This window comes from Demequina lignilytica, from assembly GCF_030418305.1.
GTDB lineage: Bacteria > Actinomycetota > Actinomycetes > Actinomycetales > Demequinaceae > Demequina > Demequina lignilytica.
In genome coordinates, this window is record NZ_JAUHPX010000010.1 from 72033 (window position 1) to 92275 (window position 20243).

General features: G+C 70.8%; 20 protein-coding genes. 17 read left to right on the plus strand and 3 right to left on the minus strand.

Annotated elements, in window-relative coordinates:
• Positions 1 to 2 precede the first annotated feature (2 nt).
• From QQX10_RS13335 to QQX10_RS13350, 4 genes are read left to right on the plus strand one after another with little or no spacing between them, the layout of a single operon-like run.
• Entirely contained in the window at positions 3 to 596 is a 594-nt protein-coding gene (locus QQX10_RS13335) for a TetR/AcrR family transcriptional regulator (protein WP_301121763.1), read from the plus strand.
• Positions 597 to 600: 4 nt separating this feature from the next.
• Positions 601 to 2334: an ABC transporter ATP-binding protein gene (locus tag QQX10_RS13340; RefSeq protein WP_301121762.1), complete on the plus strand. Its 1734-nt coding sequence runs from the start codon at positions 601 to 603 to the stop codon at positions 2332 to 2334.
• Positions 2331 to 4316, plus strand: coding sequence for an ABC transporter ATP-binding protein (locus QQX10_RS13345; protein ID WP_301121761.1), 1986 nt, complete (start codon positions 2331 to 2333; stop codon positions 4314 to 4316). Before QQX10_RS13340 ends, QQX10_RS13345 begins: the two co-directional genes overlap by 4 nt.
• 55 nt (positions 4317 to 4371) lie before the next feature.
• A complete protein-coding gene (locus QQX10_RS13350) occupies positions 4372 to 6312 on the plus strand; it encodes a beta-galactosidase (protein WP_301121760.1) in 1941 nt (646 codons plus the stop codon).
• Positions 6313 to 6316: 4 nt separating this feature from the next.
• On the opposite strand, the gene QQX10_RS13355 is transcribed toward QQX10_RS13350, so the two are convergent.
• Genes QQX10_RS13355 through QQX10_RS13365 form a run of 3 tightly spaced genes read right to left on the minus strand, consistent with a single transcriptional unit; the run spans position 6317 to position 8124 of the window.
• Positions 6317 to 7363 carry a TIGR00341 family protein gene (locus QQX10_RS13355; protein WP_301121758.1) on the minus strand — a complete coding sequence of 349 codons (1047 nt, stop codon included), beginning with the start codon at positions 7361 to 7363 and terminating at the stop codon, positions 6317 to 6319.
• A gap of 1 nt (position 7364) precedes the next feature.
• Positions 7365 to 7676 carry an SHOCT domain-containing protein gene (locus QQX10_RS13360; protein ID WP_301121756.1) on the minus strand — a complete coding sequence of 104 codons (312 nt, stop codon included), beginning with the start codon at positions 7674 to 7676 and terminating at the stop codon, positions 7365 to 7367.
• Positions 7677 to 7692: 16 nt separating this feature from the next.
• The gene (locus QQX10_RS13365) at positions 7693 to 8124 is read right to left on the minus strand and encodes a DUF6325 family protein (protein WP_301121754.1); all 432 of its coding nucleotides are present in this window, start codon (positions 8122 to 8124) and stop codon (positions 7693 to 7695) included.
• Positions 8125 to 8342: 218 nt separating this feature from the next.
• Between QQX10_RS13365 and rho the strand changes: the two genes are divergently transcribed.
• From rho to QQX10_RS13430, 13 genes are all read left to right on the plus strand, one after another.
• Entirely contained in the window at positions 8343 to 10244 is a 1902-nt protein-coding gene (rho, locus tag QQX10_RS13370; RefSeq protein ID WP_301121850.1) for a transcription termination factor Rho, read from the plus strand.
• Between the two features lie 243 nt (positions 10245 to 10487).
• Positions 10488 to 10697: a 50S ribosomal protein L31 gene (gene rpmE, locus QQX10_RS13375; RefSeq protein WP_301121752.1), complete on the plus strand. Its 210-nt coding sequence runs from the start codon at positions 10488 to 10490 to the stop codon at positions 10695 to 10697.
• 22 nt (positions 10698 to 10719) lie between these two features.
• Entirely contained in the window at positions 10720 to 11805 is a 1086-nt protein-coding gene (gene prfA / locus QQX10_RS13380; protein ID WP_301121750.1) for a peptide chain release factor 1, read from the plus strand.
• A 17-nt stretch (positions 11806 to 11822) separates the two neighbouring features.
• Positions 11823 to 12713: a peptide chain release factor N(5)-glutamine methyltransferase gene (gene prmC / locus QQX10_RS13385; protein ID WP_301121748.1), complete on the plus strand. Its 891-nt coding sequence runs from the start codon at positions 11823 to 11825 to the stop codon at positions 12711 to 12713.
• A 12-nt stretch (positions 12714 to 12725) separates the two neighbouring features.
• Positions 12726 to 13379, plus strand: a complete 654-nt coding sequence (locus QQX10_RS13390; protein WP_301121745.1) for an L-threonylcarbamoyladenylate synthase — start codon at positions 12726 to 12728, stop codon at positions 13377 to 13379.
• Positions 13376 to 14629 (plus strand): MraY family glycosyltransferase, encoded by a 1254-nt coding sequence (locus QQX10_RS13395; RefSeq protein ID WP_301121743.1) that lies wholly within the window; start codon positions 13376 to 13378, stop codon positions 14627 to 14629. Before QQX10_RS13390 ends, QQX10_RS13395 begins: the two co-directional genes overlap by 4 nt.
• The gene (locus QQX10_RS13400; protein WP_301121741.1) at positions 14626 to 15033 is read left to right on the plus strand and encodes a Cg1360 family ATP-synthase-associated protein; all 408 of its coding nucleotides are present in this window, start codon (positions 14626 to 14628) and stop codon (positions 15031 to 15033) included. The genes QQX10_RS13395 and QQX10_RS13400 overlap by 4 nt, the downstream gene beginning before the upstream one ends.
• A gap of 86 nt (positions 15034 to 15119) precedes the next feature.
• Positions 15120 to 15971: a F0F1 ATP synthase subunit A gene (gene atpB, locus QQX10_RS13405; protein ID WP_436968558.1), complete on the plus strand. Its 852-nt coding sequence runs from the start codon at positions 15120 to 15122 to the stop codon at positions 15969 to 15971.
• A 68-nt stretch (positions 15972 to 16039) separates the two neighbouring features.
• Entirely contained in the window at positions 16040 to 16270 is a 231-nt protein-coding gene (locus QQX10_RS13410; protein ID WP_062312262.1) for an ATP synthase F0 subunit C, read from the plus strand.
• A complete protein-coding gene (locus QQX10_RS13415; RefSeq protein WP_301121738.1) occupies positions 16270 to 16833 on the plus strand; it encodes a F0F1 ATP synthase subunit B in 564 nt (187 codons plus the stop codon). Before QQX10_RS13410 ends, QQX10_RS13415 begins: the two co-directional genes overlap by 1 nt.
• A gap of 3 nt (positions 16834 to 16836) precedes the next feature.
• Positions 16837 to 17649 carry a F0F1 ATP synthase subunit delta gene (locus QQX10_RS13420; RefSeq protein ID WP_301121736.1) on the plus strand — a complete coding sequence of 271 codons (813 nt, stop codon included), beginning with the start codon at positions 16837 to 16839 and terminating at the stop codon, positions 17647 to 17649.
• 48 nt (positions 17650 to 17697) lie between these two features.
• A complete protein-coding gene (gene atpA, locus QQX10_RS13425) occupies positions 17698 to 19329 on the plus strand; it encodes a F0F1 ATP synthase subunit alpha (RefSeq protein ID WP_301121734.1) in 1632 nt (543 codons plus the stop codon).
• 3 nt (positions 19330 to 19332) lie between these two features.
• Positions 19333 to 20229, plus strand: a complete 897-nt coding sequence (locus QQX10_RS13430) for a F0F1 ATP synthase subunit gamma (RefSeq protein WP_301121732.1) — start codon at positions 19333 to 19335, stop codon at positions 20227 to 20229.
• Positions 20230 to 20243 lie beyond the last annotated feature (14 nt).

The following is a 20243-nucleotide window of genomic DNA, read 5'->3' on the forward strand; positions in this document are numbered from 1 at the left end:
TGGTGAACGCCACCCGCGCCCCCCGCATGTCCCCCGAGGACCGGCGCGCGCACATCGTCGCGGCGACCGTCCCGCTGATCCTCGAGCACGGCGCGGAGGTCACCACCCGCCAGATCGCGGACGCGGCGGGCATCGCCGAGGGCACGGTGTTCCGTGCGTTCGCGGACAAGCACGAGCTCATCGACGCGTGCATCGCGCACGTCATGGACCCGGCGGACTCGATCCGCGTGCTCGAGGGCATCGACGGTGCGCAGCCGCTCGAGGCCAAGATCGAGCAGGTGGTGACCCTGCTCCACGACCGCGTCGGGGCCGTGGTCCGCTTCATGACCGCCCTCGGGCCACGCGATCACGAGCGTCACCGCAAGGGCCGCCCCGGCGACCACCACCACCCTCCGCTGGGCGAGGTGACGGACGTGGTCACCGACCTGCTCGCGCCGGACGCCGACCGGCTGCGCGTCCCCGTCGCGACAGCCGTCGAATATCTGCGCATCCTGGTGTTCGGCACCGCGATGCCCTTCCTCTCGAGCGGGGCGGCGTCCGATCCGGCCCAGCTCGCCACCTTCATCCTCCATGGCATCGCCAAGGAAGGGGACTGATCCCATGCTCTGGCCGCTCCTCGTGAGCTCCGTCAAGCCGTACTGGCGCCTGCTGGTCGGCGTGATCGTCTTCCAGTTCGCGCAGGCGATGGTCAACCTGTACCTGCCGACCCTCAACGCCGACATCATCGACAAGGGCGTCGCCGTGGGCGACACGGGCTACATCTGGCGGATGGGCGGCTGGATGCTGCTGCTGTCCTTCGTGGGCATCGCGTGCACCATCACCGCGGTGTACTTCGGCGCGAAGATCGCGATGCGCGTCGGCCGTGACCTGCGCGGGGACATCTTCGGCCGGGTCGGGACGTTCTCCGAGGCCGAGGTCCAGCGCTTCGGCGCCCCCTCGCTCATCACTCGCACCAGCAACGACGTCCAGCAGGTCCAGATGCTCGTGCTCATGACCTGCACGCTGCTGATGACCACGCCGTTCACGCTGATCGGCGGGATCATCCTGGCGCTCGAGCAGGACGTCGAGCTCTCCTGGATCATGGCGGTCGCGATCCCGCTCCTGCTCGTGATCGTCTCCCTGATCGTGTGGCGGATGGTCCCGCACTTCCGCCGCATGCAGGTGCGGATCGACGGCATCAACCGGGTGCTGCGCGAGCAGCTGACCGGCATCCGCGTGGTGCGCGCCTTCGTGCGCGAGCACGTCGAGGAGGAGCGCTTCGGCGACGCGAACGACCTGGTGACGGAGTCCGCCCTCAAGGCCGGACGGCTCATGGCCGCGATGTTCCCGCTCGTGCTGCTCGTGGTGAACATCAGCTCCGCCGCGGTGATCTGGTTCGGCGGCTACCGGATCGACGCAGGCGAGATGCAGGTGGGCGCGCTGACGGCGTTCCTCAGCTACCTCATCCAGATCCTCTTCTCGGTGCTGATGGCGACCTTCCTCTTCGTGCTGGTGCCCCGCGCCGCCGTCTCCGCTGACCGGATCGGGGAGGTGCTCTCCACGCGCTCCACGGTCACGGTGGACGATGCGGCGGTCGAGGTCCCCTCGACCGGGGAGGTGGTCTTCGAGGACGTCACGTTCACCTACCCGGGCGCCGAGCAGCCGGTGCTCGCCGGCATCTCGTTCACGGCGCGGCGCGGCACCACCACCGCGATCATCGGCTCGACCGGCGCCGGCAAGTCCACGCTCGTCAACCTGATCCCGCGGCTCTACGACGCGACCGGCGGCACCGTCCGTGTGGGCGGCGTCGACGTGCGCGATGCCGACCTCGAGTCCCTGTGGACGCGGATCGGCGTGGTGCCGCAGCGTCCCTACCTGTTCGCGGGCACCGTCGCGAGCAACCTCCGCTACGGCCGCGAGGAGGCCACCGACGACGAGCTGTGGGAGGCGCTCGCGATCGCGCAGGGCGAGGACTTCGTGCGTGCCATGCCCGAGCGGCTGGACACGCCCGTCGCCCAGGGCGGCACCACCGTGTCCGGTGGCCAGCGTCAGCGCCTGTCCATCGCCCGCGCGCTGGTGCGGCGCCCGGACATCCTCGTGTTCGACGACTCGTTCAGCGCGCTCGACACGGCGACCGACGCCCGCCTGCGGGCGGCCCTCGACCGTGACGTCACCGACGCGACGGTGATCGTGGTCGCCCAACGCGTGAGCAGCATCGTCGACGCGGACCAGATCCTCGTCATGGAGGACGGCCGGATCGTCGACCGCGGCACCCACGCCGAGCTCCTCGAGACGTCCCCGACCTACCAGGAGATCGTCAGTACCCAGCTGCGAGCCGAGGAGGTGGCGGGATGAGCGAGCGCACCGAGACCGTCAAGCGCCCTCAGGAGCGCCAGCACGGCCCGATGGGTCCCGGCATGGGCGCGCCCTCCGAGAAGGCCTCGAACTTCGCGGAGTCCGGCAAGCGCCTCGCGGGGCTGCTCCGGCCCGAGCTGGCGCTGGTGGTCCTCGTGGTCGTCGTCGGCGCGGGATCCGTCGCGCTGTCCGTGGTCGGGCCCAAGATCCTGGGCAACGCCACCACCGTGATCTTCGAGGGATTCCTCGCGGGCGGGGTCGACTTCGACAGGCTCCACGGCATCCTGCTGTGGGTCGTCATCATCTACATCGGCTCGGCCATCCTGGGGCTGCTCCAGGGCTTCATCCTCAACGGGGTCACCCAGCGAACCGTGTTCCGGCTGCGCGAGAGCGTGGAGCAGAAGATCCACCGCCTGCCGCTCAGCTACTTCGACCGTCACCAGCGCGGCGACCTGCTCAGCCGCGTCACGAACGACATCGACAACATCTCCCAGACCCTCCAGCAGACGCTGAGCCAGGTGTTCATCTCGGTCCTCACCGTGATCGGCATCCTCGGCATGATGTTCTCGATCTCGTGGGAGCTCGCGCTGGTCGCGCTGGTCTCGATCCCGCTCACCGCGGTCGTCGTCGCCCAGATCGCCAAGCGCTCGCAGCCCAAGTTCGTCGCCCAGTGGAAGCACACCGGCGAGCTGAACTCGCAGATCGAGGAGGGCTACACCGGTCACGCGCTGGTCAAGGTGTTCGGCCGTCAGCGCGAGTCGCGTGCCGAGTTCGCGCGCAAGAACGAGGAGCTCTACGAGGCGAGCTTCGGCGCCCAGTTCATCTCGGGCATCATCATGCCGAGCGCCATGTTCATCGGGAACCTGGTCTACGTCGCGATCGCCGTGATCGGCGGGCTGCGGGTCGCGAGCGGCACCATGACCCTCGGCGATGTGCAGGCGTTCATCCAGTACTCGCGCCAGTTCCAGCAGCCCATCAGCCAGCTGGGCTCGATGGCGAACCTGCTGCAGTCCGGCGTCGCCTCCGCCGAGCGCGTGTTCGAGCTGCTCGACGCGGACGAGCAGGGCCCCGACCCTGACCCGGCGCAGTCGCCGGACGACGACCACGGCAGGCTCGTGTTCGAGGACGTGGCCTTCCGCTACGTCGAGGACAAGCCGCTCATCGACGGCCTCGACCTCACCGTCGAGCCCGGCCGCACGGTGGCGATCGTGGGGCCCACGGGCGCGGGCAAGACCACGCTGGTCAACCTGATCATGCGCTTCTACGAGCTCAACGCCGGGCGCATCACGCTGGACGGCACCGACATCGCCCAGATGACCCGCGAGGACCTGCGCGCCCGCACGGGCATGGTGCTCCAGGACACCTGGCTGTTCGGCGGCACCATCCGCGACAACATCGCGTACGGCCGCACCGGGGCCACGGAGGAGGAGATCCTGGCGGCGGCGAAGGCGGCATATGTCGACCGGTTCGTGCACTCGCTGCCGGACGGGTACGACACCGCGCTCGACGACGACGCGACCAACATCTCCGCGGGCGAGCGCCAGCTGATCACGATCGCCCGCGCGTTCGTGGCGCAGCCGCAGGTGCTGATCCTCGACGAGGCGACCAGCTCCGTCGACACCCGCACCGAGCTGCTGGTGCAGCGCGCCATGGCCGAGCTGCGCAAGGACCGGACCGCGTTCGTGATCGCGCACCGCCTCTCGACCATCCGCGACGCGGACCTGATCCTGGTGATGGAGAACGGCGGGATCGTGGAGCAGGGGAACCATGCCCAGCTGCTCCGGGCTAAGGGCGCCTACGCGCGGCTCTACGAGGCGCAGTTCGCGGCGCCGATCGACGAGGTCGAGCCGCCGCTCGACCCGGTCGACCCGGCCACCGGCGAGATCGCCACCGTCTTCGACGCGCCGGGCGTGGTGCCCCACTCGGACTCCCCGCGGCACGCGGGCGAGGACCTCGACGACCCCGACGTCGAGCGGGGCTGAGCCACCGGGACCACGGCACCCCCGCATCGTCCCGGCGCGCGCCTACGATGCGGGGGTGACCTCCTCCGCCATCCCCACCCCGTCAGGAATGAACCGCCTCTGGTACGGCGGCGACTACAACCCCGAGCAGTGGCCGCGCGAGGTCTGGGACGACGACATGCGGCTGATGAGCCGCGCCGGCGTGACCGTCGCGACCATCGGCGTGTTCTCGTGGGCGCGCCTCGAGCCGCGTGACGGCGAGTACGACCTCGCGTGGCTCGACGACCTGATGGACCTGCTCCACGCCACCGGGGTGCGCGCGGACCTCGCCACCGCGACCGCGTCGCCGCCCAAGTGGCTGATCGACAAGCACCCGGAGATCCTGCCCGTCACGCAGGACGGCACGGTGCTGAGCCACGGCGGCCGGCAGCACTACCGGCCCGCGTCGGCGGCGTACCGGGAGCACGCGACGCGGCTGGTGCGGGTGCTCGCCGAGCGCTACGGCGACCACCCCGCGCTCGAGGCGTGGCACGTGAACAACGAGTACGGCTGCCACGTCAGCCGCGACTACTCGGACGATGCGGCGGCGGGCTTCCGCGCCTGGCTCGCCGAGCGCTACGGCACCATCGACGCGCTCAACGCGGCCTGGGGGACGGCGTTCTGGTCACAGCTGTACACCTCGTTCGACCAGGTCGACCCGCCGCGGGTGACGCCCGCGGGCACCAACCCCACGCAGACGCTCGACTTCGACCGCTACAGCTCGGACGAGCTCCGCGCGTGCATGCGGGCCGAGATCGCCGTGCTCCGCGAGGTCACGCCCGAGATCCCGGTCACCACGAACTTCATGGGCTTCTTCAAGGGCCTCGACTACTGGACGTGGGCCGGCGATCTGGACTTCGTGACCGACGACCACTACCCGGACCCCGAGGACCCGGAGGCGTACGTGCTCGCGGCGATGACCCGCGACCTCATGCGGGGGCTGGGAGGCGGTCGCCCGTGGATCCTCATGGAGCAGGCGACCAGCGCGGTCAACTGGCGGGACTTCAACGCGCCCAAGCCGGCGGGGATGCACCGCCTGCTGTCGCTCCAGTCGGTGGCGCGCGGCGCCGACGGCATCATGCAGTTCCAGTGGCGGCAGTCGAAGGCGGGCTCCGAGAAGTTCCACTCCGCGATGGTGCCCCACGCGGGCGAGGACTCCAGGGTCTATCGGGAGACCGAGGCGCTCGGGGCGGAGCTCGCGTCGCTGTCGCACCTGCGCGGCACCCGCAGCGAGGCACGCGTCGCGATGGTGGTGGACTGGCCCAGCTGGTGGGCCCTCGAGCAGGACTCGATGCCCGCGCGGATCTCCTACGTCGAGCAGCTGCTGCGCTGGTACCGCGCGCTCCACCGGCGGGGCGTCCTGGTGGACATGGTGCCGGCCGCGGGCGACCTCGACGGCTACGACGTGGTCGTGGTCGCCGGCGCGCTCGCGCTGTCGGACGATGCGGTGGCGGCCCTCGCCGCCGTGCCCGCCCGCGGCGGGCAGCTGGTGGTCGGCTACCAGACGGCGGTGCTCGACGAGCACGCGCACGCGCGGCTCGGCGGCTACCTGGGCGACCTCCAGCAGACTCTCGGGGTCTGGATCGAGGAGCTGTGGCCGCTGCGCTCCGGCGCGCTCGCCGGTGTGGCCGCGGGGCCGGTCTCCGAGTGGGGCGAGCACGTGCGCGTACGCGACGCCGAGGTGCTGGCCACCTTCTCGGGCGGGGACCTCGACGGGCTGCCCGCGATCACGCGCCGCGCCGACGGCGACGGCGCGGGCTGGTACGTCGCGACGGCGCCGGGGGCCCTCGGGGAGCTCGTCGAGCGCGTGCTGGACGATGCGGGGGTCGCGTGGTCCTCGCTGCCCGCGGGCGTCGAGGCGGTGGAGCGGGGCGGGCACCGGTTCGTGCTCAACCATTCCGCGGTGCCGGTCGAGGTCGAGGTGGCGGGCCGGTCCTACGGCGTCCCCTCGCGGGACGCGGTGATCGACCCGCTCTGAGCCGTCACCCCACGGTCTCCGGGGCCTCCAGGTGGTCGGCGTCGTACGTGTAGGTGGGCACCAGCTCGATCGTGATCAGCGAGGTGTCGAGGCCGTTGGCCTCCATGTCCGCGTACACCGGCGCCATGTCCGGCAGAGGTGGCTGGCCCTTGACGATCACATGGAGCCGGTCGTTCTCGCGCAACGCGACGGAGACGATCTCCCACCGCGTCCCCTCGGTGATGTCCTCGATGTAGGTCGTGATGCGACCGATGCGGGAGGTGTCCTCGAGCGCCTTCAGGGACGAGTACGTCAGGGGCACGGCGACGATCAGCAGCATCACCATGGTGGTGAGGTAGGCGCGGGCGCGGCGGCGACGCTCCGCCTCCTTGTCCTCGGCCATCTCGATGCGCACCTTGGCGAACCCGTACACCGCCATCGTCACGGATCCGGTGGCGAGGATCGCCGCGACGTTGGTCACGAACAGCAGCAGCGCGCCCACCGACTGCGCGTAGGCGCCCGACTCGAGCGTGAGGCCCACCACGCAGAGCGGCGGCACCAGCGAGATCGCGATGGCGACGCCGGGGAGCGTGTCGGAGATGTCGGAGCGCAGCAGCGCGACGGAGCCGACCAGGCCGGTCGCGAGAGCGGCGACCAGGTCGATCAGGCCGGGGGAGACGCGGCCGGCCACCTGGGCGTTGGTCTCGGCGACGATCGGCTGCACCATCAGCAGCCCCATCACGAACCCGACGCCGATCGCGGCGGCGACCCCGGCGACCATCATCCCGACGGACTTCATCAGGTTGCGATGGTCGCCGAGCACCGTGGCGAGCATCGTCCCCTGGATGGGCCGCATCAGCGGGGCCACGATCATCGCGCCGATCACGGTCGCCGTGGAGTTCGCGATCACGCCCGCGCTCGCGATCGCCGAGGCGAGCAGCAGCAGGAGCCAGAACCGCGTGGTCTGGGAGCGCACGGTGGGGCCGTCGAAGAAGACGGCGTCGCGCATGTAGTCGACGGTGTTGAGCTTCGCGCCCCAGCGCGTCTCGCGGGGCGTGGAGGCGGCGGTCATGTCAGCCCAGGAGCTTGGCCTTGGCGGCCGCGAACTCCGCGTCCGAGAGGAGCCCCGCGTTCTTCATCTCGGCGAGCTGCGCGAGCTTCGCCATCAGGTCGTCCCCGCCGGCCGTCGGAGGCGCCACCTGCGCGGGAGCGGGCGCCGCGGCGACCACCTGTGGCTCGGGAGCGGCGTACTGGGGCTGCTGTGCCTGCGCGCGCGCCGCCTGCCGCCGCGCGACGTTGCCCGACACCGCGGTCGCCGTTCCCGAGATGACCGCCGTGCGAGCCATCGTGCCGAGGAGCCCCGGCCGTCCCATCCTGCGAGGCATGTGCGTCCCCTTCCTCTCAGGCCTCGGCGCCGATGGCGTCGAGGACCTCCTGCACGACCGGACCCGGCACGCGGACGCTGTCGAGCAGCTCGCCGCCCGCGGCGGTGATCGCGTCCCGCAGCGGCTTCACCCACGTGTGCTCGAAGCAGAGCACGGCGGCGGCGGCGCCCACCGGCAGCTCGTCGATGAGCGCCTCGACGTCCTCGTCGTTGAGCAGCCCGTCGATCTCGCGCACGATCGCCCCGAGCTGCGCGATCGCCGGGTCGTCCGTGGCCTCCTCGAGCTCGAGGATCTCGACCGAGTCCTCGGCGTCCTTGCGTACCACGACGCCGTCCACGATCGAGATGGTGCCCGAGGCGACCAGCCTCTCGAGCTCCGGCATGATCGACCCGTCGAAGCGCCCGTGGGCGAAGCCGATGGTGACGATCTCGACAGGTCCCAGCGTCATGACGCACCCCCGCACTCGGCTCTCGGACGGAGCCCCTCCTCGCAGGCTATTGCGCGGTGGCGGGGGCGGCAACAGGAGCGGGACGTGCATGCCGACACGCGCGCCACCAGGCGCGATTGTGCGTCATCCGGCGGCGGTGCTAGCCTGGACCCGCTTCCTCCGGCTGGCATTCGGGCCACGGAGAGCAGGCAATCCACGTTTCAGGCGGCTAGCCGATGATGACTTCCGTGAGCCGTACCCGCGTGGACCGATCTCGCATTTCTGGAGCCGCAGGGGCTCGTGCGAGGAAAGGAAAGTACGTGACCGACACGACCGTGGCGCCCGACCAGACCGCCACCCTCACCGCGATGAAGCTGCCGCAGCTCCAGGCCCTCGCTGCCGAGCTCGGCGTCTCCGGCACCGCGCGCATGCGCAAGAAGGACCTGATCGAGGCCATCAAGAACGGCGGCATCGTCCCCGCGAAGGCGCCCGCCGCGCCCGCCGCGAAGGACGCCGAGAAGGCCACGGAGGCCCCCGCCGACCAGGCGGCCGACAAGCCCGCCACCCGTTCCCGCTCCCGCCGGGCGCAGCGCCCCGCCGAGGCGCCGGCCGAGAAGGCGGCCCCCGCCGCCGACGAGGACCCCGCGGAGCGCAACCGCCGCGCCAAGGAGGAGCTCGCCGCGGACCTGGCGCAGGCCGCCGGGAAGCCCGCCGCATCGTCCTCCGAGGGGGAGGACGCCGAGTCCCGCGCCCGCCGCGCCAAGGACGCGATCAGCTCCTCGCTGCCGCAGGGCGACGGCGATCAGGCGTCCGGCGACGGCCGACAGCAGCAGGGCCGTCAGCAGCAGGGCGGCCAGGCGGGCCAGGACGACGACGAGCGCGGCGGCCGCCGCCGCCGCGGACGCGGTCGTGGCCGCAACCGCGGGCGCGAGCGCGACGGCGCCGAGGGCACCGCCCCGCAGCAGCAGGTCGACGAGGACGACGTCTTCGACGACGAGGAGGTGACGCCCGTCGGCGGGATCGTCGACATCCTCGACAACTACGCGTTCATCCGGACCACCGGCTACCTCCCGGGCAAGTCCGACGTGTACGTCTCGATGAACCAGATCAAGAAGTACGGCCTGCGCAAGGGCGACGCGATCACCGGCACCGTGCGCCCGCCCCGTCCGGGCGAGCGCGGCCAGCGCCAGAAGTTCTCCGCCCTCGCGGGCGTGGACACGGTGAACGGCCAGACGCCGGACGACGCGCGCCACCGCCCGGCGTTCGGCGACCTGACGCCGCTGTACCCGCAGCAGCGCCTGCACCTCGAGACCGACCCGCGCAACATGACCAACCGGGTGATCGACCTCGTCGCGCCCATCGGCAAGGGTCAGCGCGGCCTGATCGTCTCCCCGCCGAAGGCCGGCAAGACGCTCGTGCTGCAGTCGATCGCGAACGCGATCACCACGAACAACCCCGAGGTCCACCTCATGGTCGTGCTCGTCGACGAGCGCCCCGAGGAGGTCACGGACATGCAGCGCACGGTGAAGGGCGAGGTCATCGCCTCGACCTTCGACCGCCCCGCCGACGACCACACCACGGTCGCCGAGCTCGCGATCGAGCGCGCCAAGCGCCTGGTCGAGATGGGCCACGACGTGGTCGTGCTGCTCGACTCGATCACCCGCCTGGGCCGCGCCTACAACATCGCCGCCCCGGCCTCGGGCCGCATCCTGTCGGGTGGCGTCGACTCGTCGGCGCTGTACCCGCCCAAGCGCTTCTTCGGCGCCGCGCGCAACATCGAGGACGGCGGCTCGCTCACGATCCTCGCGACCGCGCTGGTCGAGACCGGTTCGAAGGCCGACGAGGTGATCTTCGAGGAGTTCAAGGGCACCGGCAACATGGAGCTCAAGCTCTCGCGCACGCTCGCCGACCGCCGGATCTTCCCCGCCGTCGACGTCAACGCGTCGGGCACGCGCCGCGAGGAGATCCTCATGGGCCCCGACGAGCTCAAGATCCACTGGAAGCTGCGCCGCGTGCTGACCGCTCTCGAGCAGCAGCAGGCGATCGAGCTGCTCCTGGGCCGGCTCAAGGAGAACAAGTCCAACGCCGAGTTCCTGATGCAGGTCGCGAAGACCACGCCGGGCTCGGACGAGGAGAAGTAGCAGCACCTGCGCCTCCGGCTGCGGCCCGCGAGGGTCGCGGTCGCGCGCCCGTGATGGCGGATCGGTGCACGGAACCGAGCGGTTCCGTGCACCGATCCGCCATTTCACGTGCAGGCGGCGGGGCGCGGTCGCGACGATGCGGCGGTTCCCGCCCCTTGACACGTCTGGCATAATCGAACGTTGGCCAGCCGGTTCACCGACGCGAAGTACGCCTAGGACCCGGCGGCACCTCTAAGGGAGATCATGAAGAAGGACATCCACCCCGAGTACGTGGCCACCACTGTCACGTGCACCTGCGGCAACGAGTTCACCACCAAGTCCACCGTGACGGCCGGCGCGATCAGCGTCGAGGTCTGCTCGGCCTGCCACCCGTTCTACACCGGCAAGCAGAAGATCATGGACACCGGTGGTCGCGTGGCGCGCTTCGAGCGCCGCTACGGCAACAAGAAGTAACCAGCGTCACCCGCGCGACGACGTGGCCGAAGCCTTCGCAGCCGTCCAGCCGATGCTGGACGAGTACGCCGACATCGAGCGTCAGCTCTCCGACCCCGCGGTTCACGCGGACGGGGCACGGGCGCGCTCGCTGGGGCGTCGCTTCGCGGAGCTCGGCCGCGTCGTCGCTGCGCATCGTGCATGGCAGACAGCCCACGATGACCTCGAGGCCGCCCGTGAGATGGCGGAGCTCGATCCCGAGTTCGCCGCCGAGGTGCCCGCCCTCGAGCAGGCGGCGGACGAGGCGACGGAGACCCTGCGCCGGATCCTGATCCCGCGCGACCCCGACGACGCCCGCGACGTGATCGTCGAGATCAAGTCCGGCGAGGGCGGCGAGGAGTCCGCGCTGTTCGCCGGCGACCTGCTGAAGATGTACCTCAAGTACGCCGAGTCCCGCGGCTGGAAGACCGACGTGCTCGAGGCGACCCACACCGACATGGGCGGGTACAAGGACGTCTCGGTCGCGGTCAAGGCGCCCGGCAACGTGGCGCCCGAGGACGGCGTGTGGGCCCATCTCAAGTACGAGGGCGGCGTGCACCGCGTGCAGCGCGTGCCCGCCACCGAGTCGCAGGGCCGCATCCACACCTCCGCAGCCGGCGTGCTGGTCTACCCGGAGGTCGAGGAGGTCTCCGAGGTGGAGATCGACATGAACGAGGTGCGCGTCGACGTGTACCGCTCGTCCGGCCCCGGCGGCCAGTCGGTCAACACGACCGACTCGGCGGTGCGGCTCACCCACCTGCCCACGGGCATCGTCGTGAGCTGCCAGAACGAGAAGAGCCAGCTGCAGAACAAGGAGTCGGCGCTGCGCATCCTGCGCGCCCGGCTCCTCGCCGCGCAGAAGGAGGCCGCGGAGGCCGAGGCGTCCGACATGCGCCGCTCGCAGGTGCGCACCGTCGACCGCTCGGAGCGCATCCGCACCTACAACTTCCCGGAGAACCGGATCGCGGACCACCGCACCGGGTACAAGGCGTACAACCTGGATCAGGTCCTCGCCGGCTCGCTCGAGCCGGTGATCCAGTCGGCGATCGACGCCGACGAGGCGGCCCGGCTCGCCGCCGGCGACCGCTAGGCCCTAGGCTCCCCTCCATGCCCACCGTCGGCACGCGTCTGCGTGAGACCACCCGCCGCCTCTCCGAGGCCGGCGTCGCGTCCGCGCGACACGACGCGATCGTGCTCATCGCGCACACGCTCGGCCTCGAGCCCAGCTACATCCGCACGGCTGCGGCGCGCGACGACGAGTGGCCCCCGGGCGCCGACCTCGACCTGCTCGAGGCCCGCGTGACCCGCCGCATCGACCGCGAGCCGCTCCAGCACATCACCGGCAAGGCGTACTTCCGCTCCATCGAGCTGCAGGTGGGGCCCGGGGTGTTCATCCCGCGCCCCGAGACCGAGGTGGTCGCCGGCGTCGCGATGGCGTACGCACGCGAGGCGCTCGAGATGCGCGGCGAGGTGCGCGTGACGGACCTGTGCGCGGGCTCGGGCGCGATCGGCATCGCGGTCGCCACCGAGGTGCCGTACGCCGAGGTCTCCATGGTCGAGGCGTCGGAGGAGGCGCTCGTCTACCTGCGGCTCAACGCGCGCTTCCAGCCGCCCGAGGTGAGGCGCCGCCTGCGCGCGGTCTACGCGGACGCCCGCAACTGCCTCCGCCAGTTCGACGCGTGCGCCGACGTGGTCGTCACCAACCCGCCGTACGTGCCGATCAGCGCCGTGCCGCGCGACCCCGAGGTCGCGCTGCACGACCCGCCGCAGGCGCTGTACGGCCTGGGCGACGACGGCCTGGACGTGCCCCGCGCGATCCTCGACGAGGCGCAGCGGCTGCTGCGCGTCGGCGGCGTGGTCGTGATGGAGCACGGGGACGACCAGGGCGCGGCGCTGCGCGAGTACGCCGAGTCGTCCGAGTGGTGGGGCGACGCGCACACGCTGACCGATCTGACGGGACGCGACCGCATGCTCGTCGCGACGCGCGTGGGCGTCTGAGAGACTTGCAGCGTGATCCTGCCGTGCCATGACCCCTCGGCGTGGGGGCCGTCGCTCGACGCCGCGGTCGACGCGGTCGCCCGGGGCGCCGTCATCGTCCTGCCGACCGACACGGTCTACGGCGTCGGCGCCGACGCCTTCCAGCCGGACGCCGTCGCGGCCGTGCTGGCGGCGAAGGGCCGCGGCCGCCAGATGCCGCCTCCCGTGCTCATCCCCGACGTCCGCACCGTCGACGGGCTCGCCCGCGACGTGCCGCAGTCGGCGCGGACGCTGATGGAGGCCTGCTGGCCGGGCGCGCTCACGGTGATCGTGCACGCCCAGCCGTCCCTGGCCTGGGACCTCGGAGACACGGGCGGCACCGTGGCGCTCCGGGTCCCCGACCACCCTGCCGCCCGCGCCCTGCTGTCCCGCACCGGGCCGCTCGCCGTCACCAGCGCGAACCGCACGGGCGAGCCCGCCGCGACCACCGCCGCGGACGCCGAGACACAGCTCGGCGAGGCGGTCGCCGTCTACCTCGACGCGGGCGACAGCCCGCTGGGCGTCGCCTCGACCATCGTCGACGCCACCGGGGAGACCCTCCGCATCGTCCGGGACGGAGGCGTCACCCGCGAGCGTATCGAGGAGCTGGTGGGGGCCGAGGCGCTGACCCCCGGTGACGACGGGTGAAGGTCTACCTGACCCTGATGGCCATCGCGGCCCTGGTCACCTACGTGTCCACCCCCGCGATGCGGCACCTCGCCTTCCGCGTCGGCGCGATCACCGCGGTGCGTGCCCGGGACGTCCACACCACGCCGATCCCGCGGCTCGGGGGCATCGCGATATACCTGGGCATCCTCGTCGCGGGGATCGTGGCCAGCGCGATCCCGTTCCTCAGCCCCGTCTACGAGAGCAGTCGCGTCCCGTGGGCCGTGCTCGGCGCGGCCGGCATCGTCTGCGCCCTCGGGATGCTCGACGACATCCTCGACCTGGACTGGATGGCCAAGCTCGCCGGGCAGATCCTCGCGGGCCTGGTGCTCGCGTGGGGAGGGGTCCAGCTGGTGACGGTGCCGATCGCGGGCGTCACCATCGGCAGCTCCTACGTCTCGCTGATCGCCACCGTGCTCGTGGTGGTGGTCGCGATGAACGCCGTCAACTTCGTGGACGGGCTCGACGGCCTCGCCGCGGGGACCATCGCGATCGGCGGCCTCGCGTTCTTCACCTACTCGTACCTGCTGGCGCGCTCGTCGTCACCGGGCGACTACTCGTCCGTGGCGACCATCGTGGTGGCCGTGCTCGTGGGCGCCTGCCTGGGCTTCCTGCCGCACAACGTCCACCCGGCGCGCATCTTCATGGGGGACTCGGGATCGATGGTGCTTGGGCTGGTGCTCGCCGCAGCCGCGATCACCGTGACCGGGCAGATCGACCCGCAGATCATCTCCGAGCGCGAGCGCATCCCCGCGTTCATCCCGATCCTTCTGCCGCTGGTGGTGATCGCCGTCCCCCTGGTGGACATGGCGCTGGCGGTGGTGCGGCGCACGGCGAAGGGCAAGTCTCCGTTCTCGCCCGACAAGCACCATCTCCACCACCGGCTCCTGCGCCACGGCCACTCGCACCGGTGGGCCGTCGCGGTGCTGTGGATGTGGACCGCGGTGCTGTCGCTGGGCACCGTCTCCGTGATGTTCCTGCGGCTGCGCGGAGCGCTGCTGCTGACCCTGATCGGGGTCGCCGTCGCGGCCGCGATCACCTCGTCCCCCCGGCTCGCGCGGGTCTTCTCGCGCCAGTGGCGGCGGATGGGCCATCTGATGTTCGCGCTCCAGCGCGCGACCCCCGAGGGACGGGAGCAGCGGGCGCGCACGCGCGCGGTCGACGCCGGCCCGGACGATGCGGGGGATGAGGACGACGCCGCGGTCGCGTCCGCGCGCAAGGAGGAGACATGAGCGCCGAGTCCGCGCTGTACCGCCGGGCCATCCGGAACAGCACGATCGCGCTGGTCGCCCTAGCGGCGGTCGGGGCGGCGGTCGGCGCCGCGATCGACGGGGTGTCGGGAGCGGTCGCGGCCGTGGTCGGCGCGGCCGTCGCGGCGCTCGGCGCGATCTCGACGCAGGTCGCGATGCTGGTCGGCCACACGCGCTCGCCGCAGGCGCTCGCGGGGATCGTGCTCTTCGCCTTCCTGGGCAAGATGCTGATCCTCATCGTCGCGCTCCTGGTACTCCAGGGAATCGACGGTTTCAACAGGCCAATATTTGCGGTTGTCACAATAACGTGCCTGGTAGCGACCCTCGCGATCGAGATTCACGCGCTGCGCCATGCACGGGTGCCGTACGTCGATCCGGGTACTTAGTCCCGCGCGAAATACGTTAGGATTTCGGCAGTCAACGGGGCCTCGACTCTGTCGCGGCCTCCAAGCGTCATGGCACAGGAGACTTCGTGGGCAACCTACTGGCAGCGGTCGTCAATGCGGAGGCCGCGGGCTCTGACGAGTCGCTGAGCTACTGGCAGCAGCTCTTCACCTCGGACGGCTTCCACGCACCGTCGATCGCGGAGTTCTTCCCGCCGGCCATCCTCTGGGAGGGCACCCTCTTCGAGTTCAACCGCATCATGCTGGTGCGCGTCATCGCGGCCGTCGTGCTGCTGGCGATCTTCTGGATCGTGGCCTCGCGGGCGAAGGTGGTCCCCGGCCGGATGCAGGGCGCGCTGGAGATGGGCCTCGAGTTCGTCGACAAGCAGATCGTGACCCCGGTCATGGGCGACGAGGGCAAGAAGTTCCTGCCGTTCCTCACCACGCTCTTCTTCGCGATCGTGTTCTTCAACATCACGGGCGTGATCCCGTTCCTCAACATCGCGGGAACGTCGCTGATCGGCCTGCCGCTGTTCATGGCGCTGTGGGTGTACGTGCTCTACCTGGGCCACGGCATCAAGAAGCACGGCCTCGGCGGGTACCTCAAGAACAACCTGTTCCCCCCGGGCGTGCCGAAGCCGATCTACATCCTGCTGACGCCGATCGAGTTCCTGCAGGTGTTCATCCTCCGCCCGGCGACGCTCGCCCTGCGACTCGCGGCGAACATGATCGCCGGCCACCTGCTGCTGGTGCTCTGCTTCGCCGCCACCCAGTACTTCTTCTTCGCCGCCGCCGGCGCGATGAAGGCGATGGGCGCGGTCACCTTCGCGGCCGGCTTCGCGTTCGTGCTGTTCGAGATCTTCGTCGCGCTCCTGCAGGCGTACGTCTTCACCATGCTCTCGTCCGTGTACCTCAACATGGCGCTCGCCGACGAGCACTGATCCACCCACCACCAGGTAGAAAGCTTGCTCCGCCACCACGGCGGCGCACCAACGGAAGGAAACACACAGTGGACACCACCACTCTCGCGGAGGTCTCCGGCAACGTCGCGACCATCGGCTATGGTCTCGCCGCCGTGGGCCCGGGCATCGGCCTCGGCATCCTGATCGGCAAGACCATCGAGGGCATGGCGCGCCAGCCTGAGGTCTCGGGCCAGCTCCGCACCACCATGTTCATCGGTGTGGCGTTCGTCGAGGTGCTCGCGCTGCTCGGCCTGATCACCGGCTTCCTCTTCACGTGATGATCGCCCAGACGCTGCTCGCAGCGGCGGAGGAGCACGCGACGGAGGCCGAGGGCAACGTGATCCTGCCCGCGCCCTACGACCTGCTGTGGTCGTTCGTCATCTTCACGATCATCGTCGTGGTGTTCGTGAAGCTCCTGCTGCCCAAGCTGCAGAAGGTGCTCGACGAGCGTGCGGAGCTGATCCAGGGCGGCATCGAGAAGGCGGAGATCGCTCAGGCGGAGGCTGCGGCCGCGCTCGAGGAGTACACCGCCCAGCTCACCGCCGCCCGTGCCGAGGCCGCGCGCATCCGCGAGGACGCGCGCGTCGAGGCCGCCCAGATCCTGTCCGAGGCGCGCAAGCGCGGCGGCACGGACGCGGAGCGCATCGTCGAGACGGCCCAGCGCCAGATCGAGGCGGAGCGCACGCAGGCGGTCATCTCGTTGCGGTCCGAGGTGGGCTCGCTCGCCACGGAGCTGGCGTCGCGGATCGTGGGCGAGTCGCTCGCCGACGACGCGCGTCAGCAGCGCGTGATCGACTCGTTCCTCGACGACCTCGAGTCGACGGTCAAGGCGAAGGGATAGGCCATGCGTGGAACGAGCCAGGCGTCGCGAGACGCCGTGCTGCGCGAGTTCGAGCCGGTGGTGACCGCGAGCGGTGCTGACGGGCTCGTCATCGCCGACCAGCTGTTCACCGCGGTCGACGCGCTCGACGCGTCGGGCTCGCTCCGCCGTGCGCTGACCGATCCGGCACGTCCGGCAGGGGACAAGGCCGCGCTGGTGGCGCGACTGTTCTCCTCCTTCGATGCGCGGGTGCGCGACGTCCTCGTGGCGTTCGTGCAGGCGCGCTGGTCGGACGAGGCCGACCTCGCCGAGGCCATCGACGATGCGGGCGAGCGCGCGATCTTCGCGTACTCGCTCGAGCAGGGCACGCTCGACCAGGTCGAGGAGGAGCTCTTCCGCGTCCAGCGCGAGCTGGTCGCGAACCGTGAGCTCCTCACGGCGCTGGGCAACCGGTCCGCCACCAAGGAGACGCGCCTGGCGCTCCTCTCCGGCGTGCTCGGCGGCAAGCTCCTGCCGACCACGGAGGCGCTGCTGCGCCGGGTCGTGGGAACGCCGCGCGGCAACCGCCTCCTGGTGGCCATCGACGGCCTCCTCGAGTCGGCGGCCACGCACCGGGAGCGCCTGGTCGCCAAGGTGGACGCCGCGGTCGAGCTCAGCGCCAAGCAGCGCGCCCGGCTCGCGTCGATCCTGAGCGAGGCGTACGGCCGCGAGGTCACGATCAACGTCGCCGTGGACCCCGAGGTCCTGGGCGGCATCCGAGTCCAGGTCGGGTCCGAGGTCGTGGACGGCACCGTCCTCGCCCGGCTCGACGAAGCACGACGACGACTTGTCGGCTAGCCCCGACGCACCGAAGACCGCGCGAGCGGCACTGACAGGAGAGATGGCATGGCAGAGTTGACGATCAGCCCCGACGAGATCCGGGCTGCACTCGACAGCTACGTGAAGTCCTACGAGCCGAAGGGCGCCGTGGTCGACGAGGTCGGCCGCGTGACGCTCGCGGCCGACGGCATCGCGCAGGTCGAGGGGCTGCCGGGCTGCATGGCCAACGAGCTGCTGCGGTTCGAGGACGGCACGCTCGGCCTCGCGCTCAACCTCGACGTCCGCGAGATCGGCGTCGTCGTGCTGGGCGAGTTCACCGGCATCGAGGAGGGCCAGACGGTCCAGCGCACCGGCGAGGTGCTCTCGGTCGCCGTCGGCGACGGCTACCTCGGCCGCGTGGTGGACCCGCTGGGCAACGCGATCGACGGTCTGGGCGAGATCGCGACCGAGGGCCGCCGCGCGCTGGAGCTCCAGGCTCCGGGCGTCATGGCGCGCAAGTCGGTCCACGAGCCGCTGCAGACCGGCCTCAAGGCGATCGACGCGATGATCCCGATCGGCCGCGGCCAGCGCCAGCTGATCATCGGCGACCGCCAGACCGGCAAGACCGCGATCGCGATCGACACGATCATCAACCAGAAGGCGAACTGGGAGACCGGTGACCCGACCAAGCAGGTGCGCTGCATCTACGTCGCCATCGGCCAGAAGGGCTCGACCATCGCCTCCGTGCGCGGTGCCCTCGAGGAGGCCGGCGCGCTCGAGTACACGACCATCGTCGCGGCCCCCGCGTCCGACCCGGCCGGCTTCAAGTACCTCGCGCCCTACACCGGCTCGGCCATCGGCCAGCACTGGATGTACGACGGCAAGCACGTGCTGATCATCTTCGACGACCTGTCGAAGCAGGCCGAGGCCTACCGCGCCGTGTCGCTGCTGCTGCGCCGCCCGCCGGGCCGCGAGGCGTACCCCGGCGACGTGTTCTACCTGCACAGCCGTCTGCTCGAGCGCTGCGCGAAGCTGTCGGACGAGATGGGCGCGGGCTCGATGACCGGCCTCCCGGTCATCGAGACCAAGGCGAACGACGTGTCGGCGTACATCCCGACCAACGTCATCTCCATCACGGACGGCCAGATCTTCCTGCAGTCCGACCTGTTCAACGCGAACCAGCGTCCCGCGATCGACGTCGGCATCTCGGTGTCCCGCGTCGGCGGCTCGGCGCAGGTGAAGGCGATGAAGTCGGTCTCCGGAACGCTGAAGATCGACCTCGCGCAGTACCGCTCGCTCGAGGCGTTCGCGATGTTCGCGTCCGACCTGGACGCGGCCTCGCGTCAGCAGCTGACCCGCGGCGCCCGCCTGATGGAGCTGCTCAAGCAGCCCCAGTACTCGCCGTACCCGGTGGAGGAGCAGGTCGTGTCGATCTGGGCCGGCACCAAGGGCAAGCTCGACAAGATCGCCCTGGGCGACGTGCTCCGCTTCGAGCGCGAGCTGCTCGACCACCTGGGCCGCAACACCTCGATCCTGAGCGACATCGCGTCGACGGGCCTCCTCTCGAAGGAGAACGAGGCGGCGCTCGAGAAGCACGTCGACGACTACGTCTCGACGTTCCTCGAGTCCGAGGACACCGCGCTCACCACGAGCTCCACGGTGGACGACGGCGCCGAGGTCGCGGTCGAGCAGGAGCAGATCGTCACGGAGAAGAAGTAGCCGATGGCCGGACAGCAGCGCGTCTATCGCCAGAGGATCAGGGCGACCAGCTCGCTCAAGAAGATCTTCCGCGCGATGGAGCTCATCGCGGCCTCGCGCATCGGCAAGGCCCGTCTCCGTGTGGACAAGGCGACGCCGTACACGCGCGCCATCACCCGCATGATCAGCGCGGTGGCCGCCCACTCGACGGTCGACCACCCGCTGACGACGGCCCGCACCGACACGGGACGCGCGGCGGTGCTGGTGATCAGCGCCGACCGCGGCATGGCGGGCGCCTACTCGGCGAACGTCATCCGTGAGTCGGAGCGTCTGCGCGGCCGCCTGATGGCGGACGGCAAGGAGGTCGTGCAGTTCGCCTCCGGCCGTCGTGCCGTGTCGTACTTCGCGTTCCGTCGTCGCGAGCTCGCCGGCCAGTGGACCGGCGGCTCCGACGCCCCGAGCCGCGAGACGGCGCAGGAGATGGCCAAGGCCCTCTTCGCCCGCTTCATGGCCTCGAAGGAGGACGGCGGTGTCGACGAGATCTACCTGGTCGGCACCCGGTTCGTCTCGATGGTGACCCAGCAGGCGATGGTGCTCCGCCTCCTGCCGCTGGAGCTCGTCGAGGGCGTCGAGGAGACCGAGGCGGGGGAGATCGAGCCGCTGTACGACTTCGAGCCGACCCCGGAGCAGGTGCTGGACTCGCTCCTGACGCCGTACATCGAGTCGCGCATCTACGGCAGCCTGCTGCACTGCGCGGCCTCGGAGCTCGCGAACCGTCAGCGCGCGATGAACACCGCCACCTCGAACGCCGAGGACATCATCCGTAACTACACCCGGCTCGCCAACCAGGCGCGCCAGGCAGAGATCACCCAGGAAATCAGCGAGATCGTCTCGGGCGCCGATGCGCTCGCGGCCTCGTGACCGGAAGCGAGAGA

Coding starts and splice junctions, on each gene's coding strand:
- QQX10_RS13340 (WP_301121762.1), top strand. CDS start 601: ATGCTCTGGCCGCTCCTCGTGAGCTCCGTCAAGCCGTACTGGCGCCTG.
- QQX10_RS13345 (WP_301121761.1), top strand. CDS start 2,331: ATGAGCGAGCGCACCGAGACCGTCAAGCGCCCTCAGGAGCGCCAGCAC.
- QQX10_RS13355 (WP_301121758.1), bottom strand. CDS start 7,363: ATGACCGCCGCCTCCACGCCCCGCGAGACGCGCTGGGGCGCGAAGCTC.
- QQX10_RS13360 (WP_301121756.1), bottom strand. CDS start 7,676: ATGCCTCGCAGGATGGGACGGCCGGGGCTCCTCGGCACGATGGCTCGC.
- QQX10_RS13365 (WP_301121754.1), bottom strand. CDS start 8,124: ATGACGCTGGGACCTGTCGAGATCGTCACCATCGGCTTCGCCCACGGG.
- rho (WP_301121850.1), top strand. CDS start 8,343: ATGACTTCCGTGAGCCGTACCCGCGTGGACCGATCTCGCATTTCTGGA.
- rpmE (WP_301121752.1), top strand. CDS start 10,488: ATGAAGAAGGACATCCACCCCGAGTACGTGGCCACCACTGTCACGTGC.
- prmC (WP_301121748.1), top strand. CDS start 11,823: ATGCCCACCGTCGGCACGCGTCTGCGTGAGACCACCCGCCGCCTCTCC.
- QQX10_RS13400 (WP_301121741.1), top strand. CDS start 14,626: ATGAGCGCCGAGTCCGCGCTGTACCGCCGGGCCATCCGGAACAGCACG.
- QQX10_RS13415 (WP_301121738.1), top strand. CDS start 16,270: ATGATCGCCCAGACGCTGCTCGCAGCGGCGGAGGAGCACGCGACGGAG.
- QQX10_RS13420 (WP_301121736.1), top strand. CDS start 16,837: ATGCGTGGAACGAGCCAGGCGTCGCGAGACGCCGTGCTGCGCGAGTTC.
- atpA (WP_301121734.1), top strand. CDS start 17,698: ATGGCAGAGTTGACGATCAGCCCCGACGAGATCCGGGCTGCACTCGAC.
- QQX10_RS13430 (WP_301121732.1), top strand. CDS start 19,333: ATGGCCGGACAGCAGCGCGTCTATCGCCAGAGGATCAGGGCGACCAGC.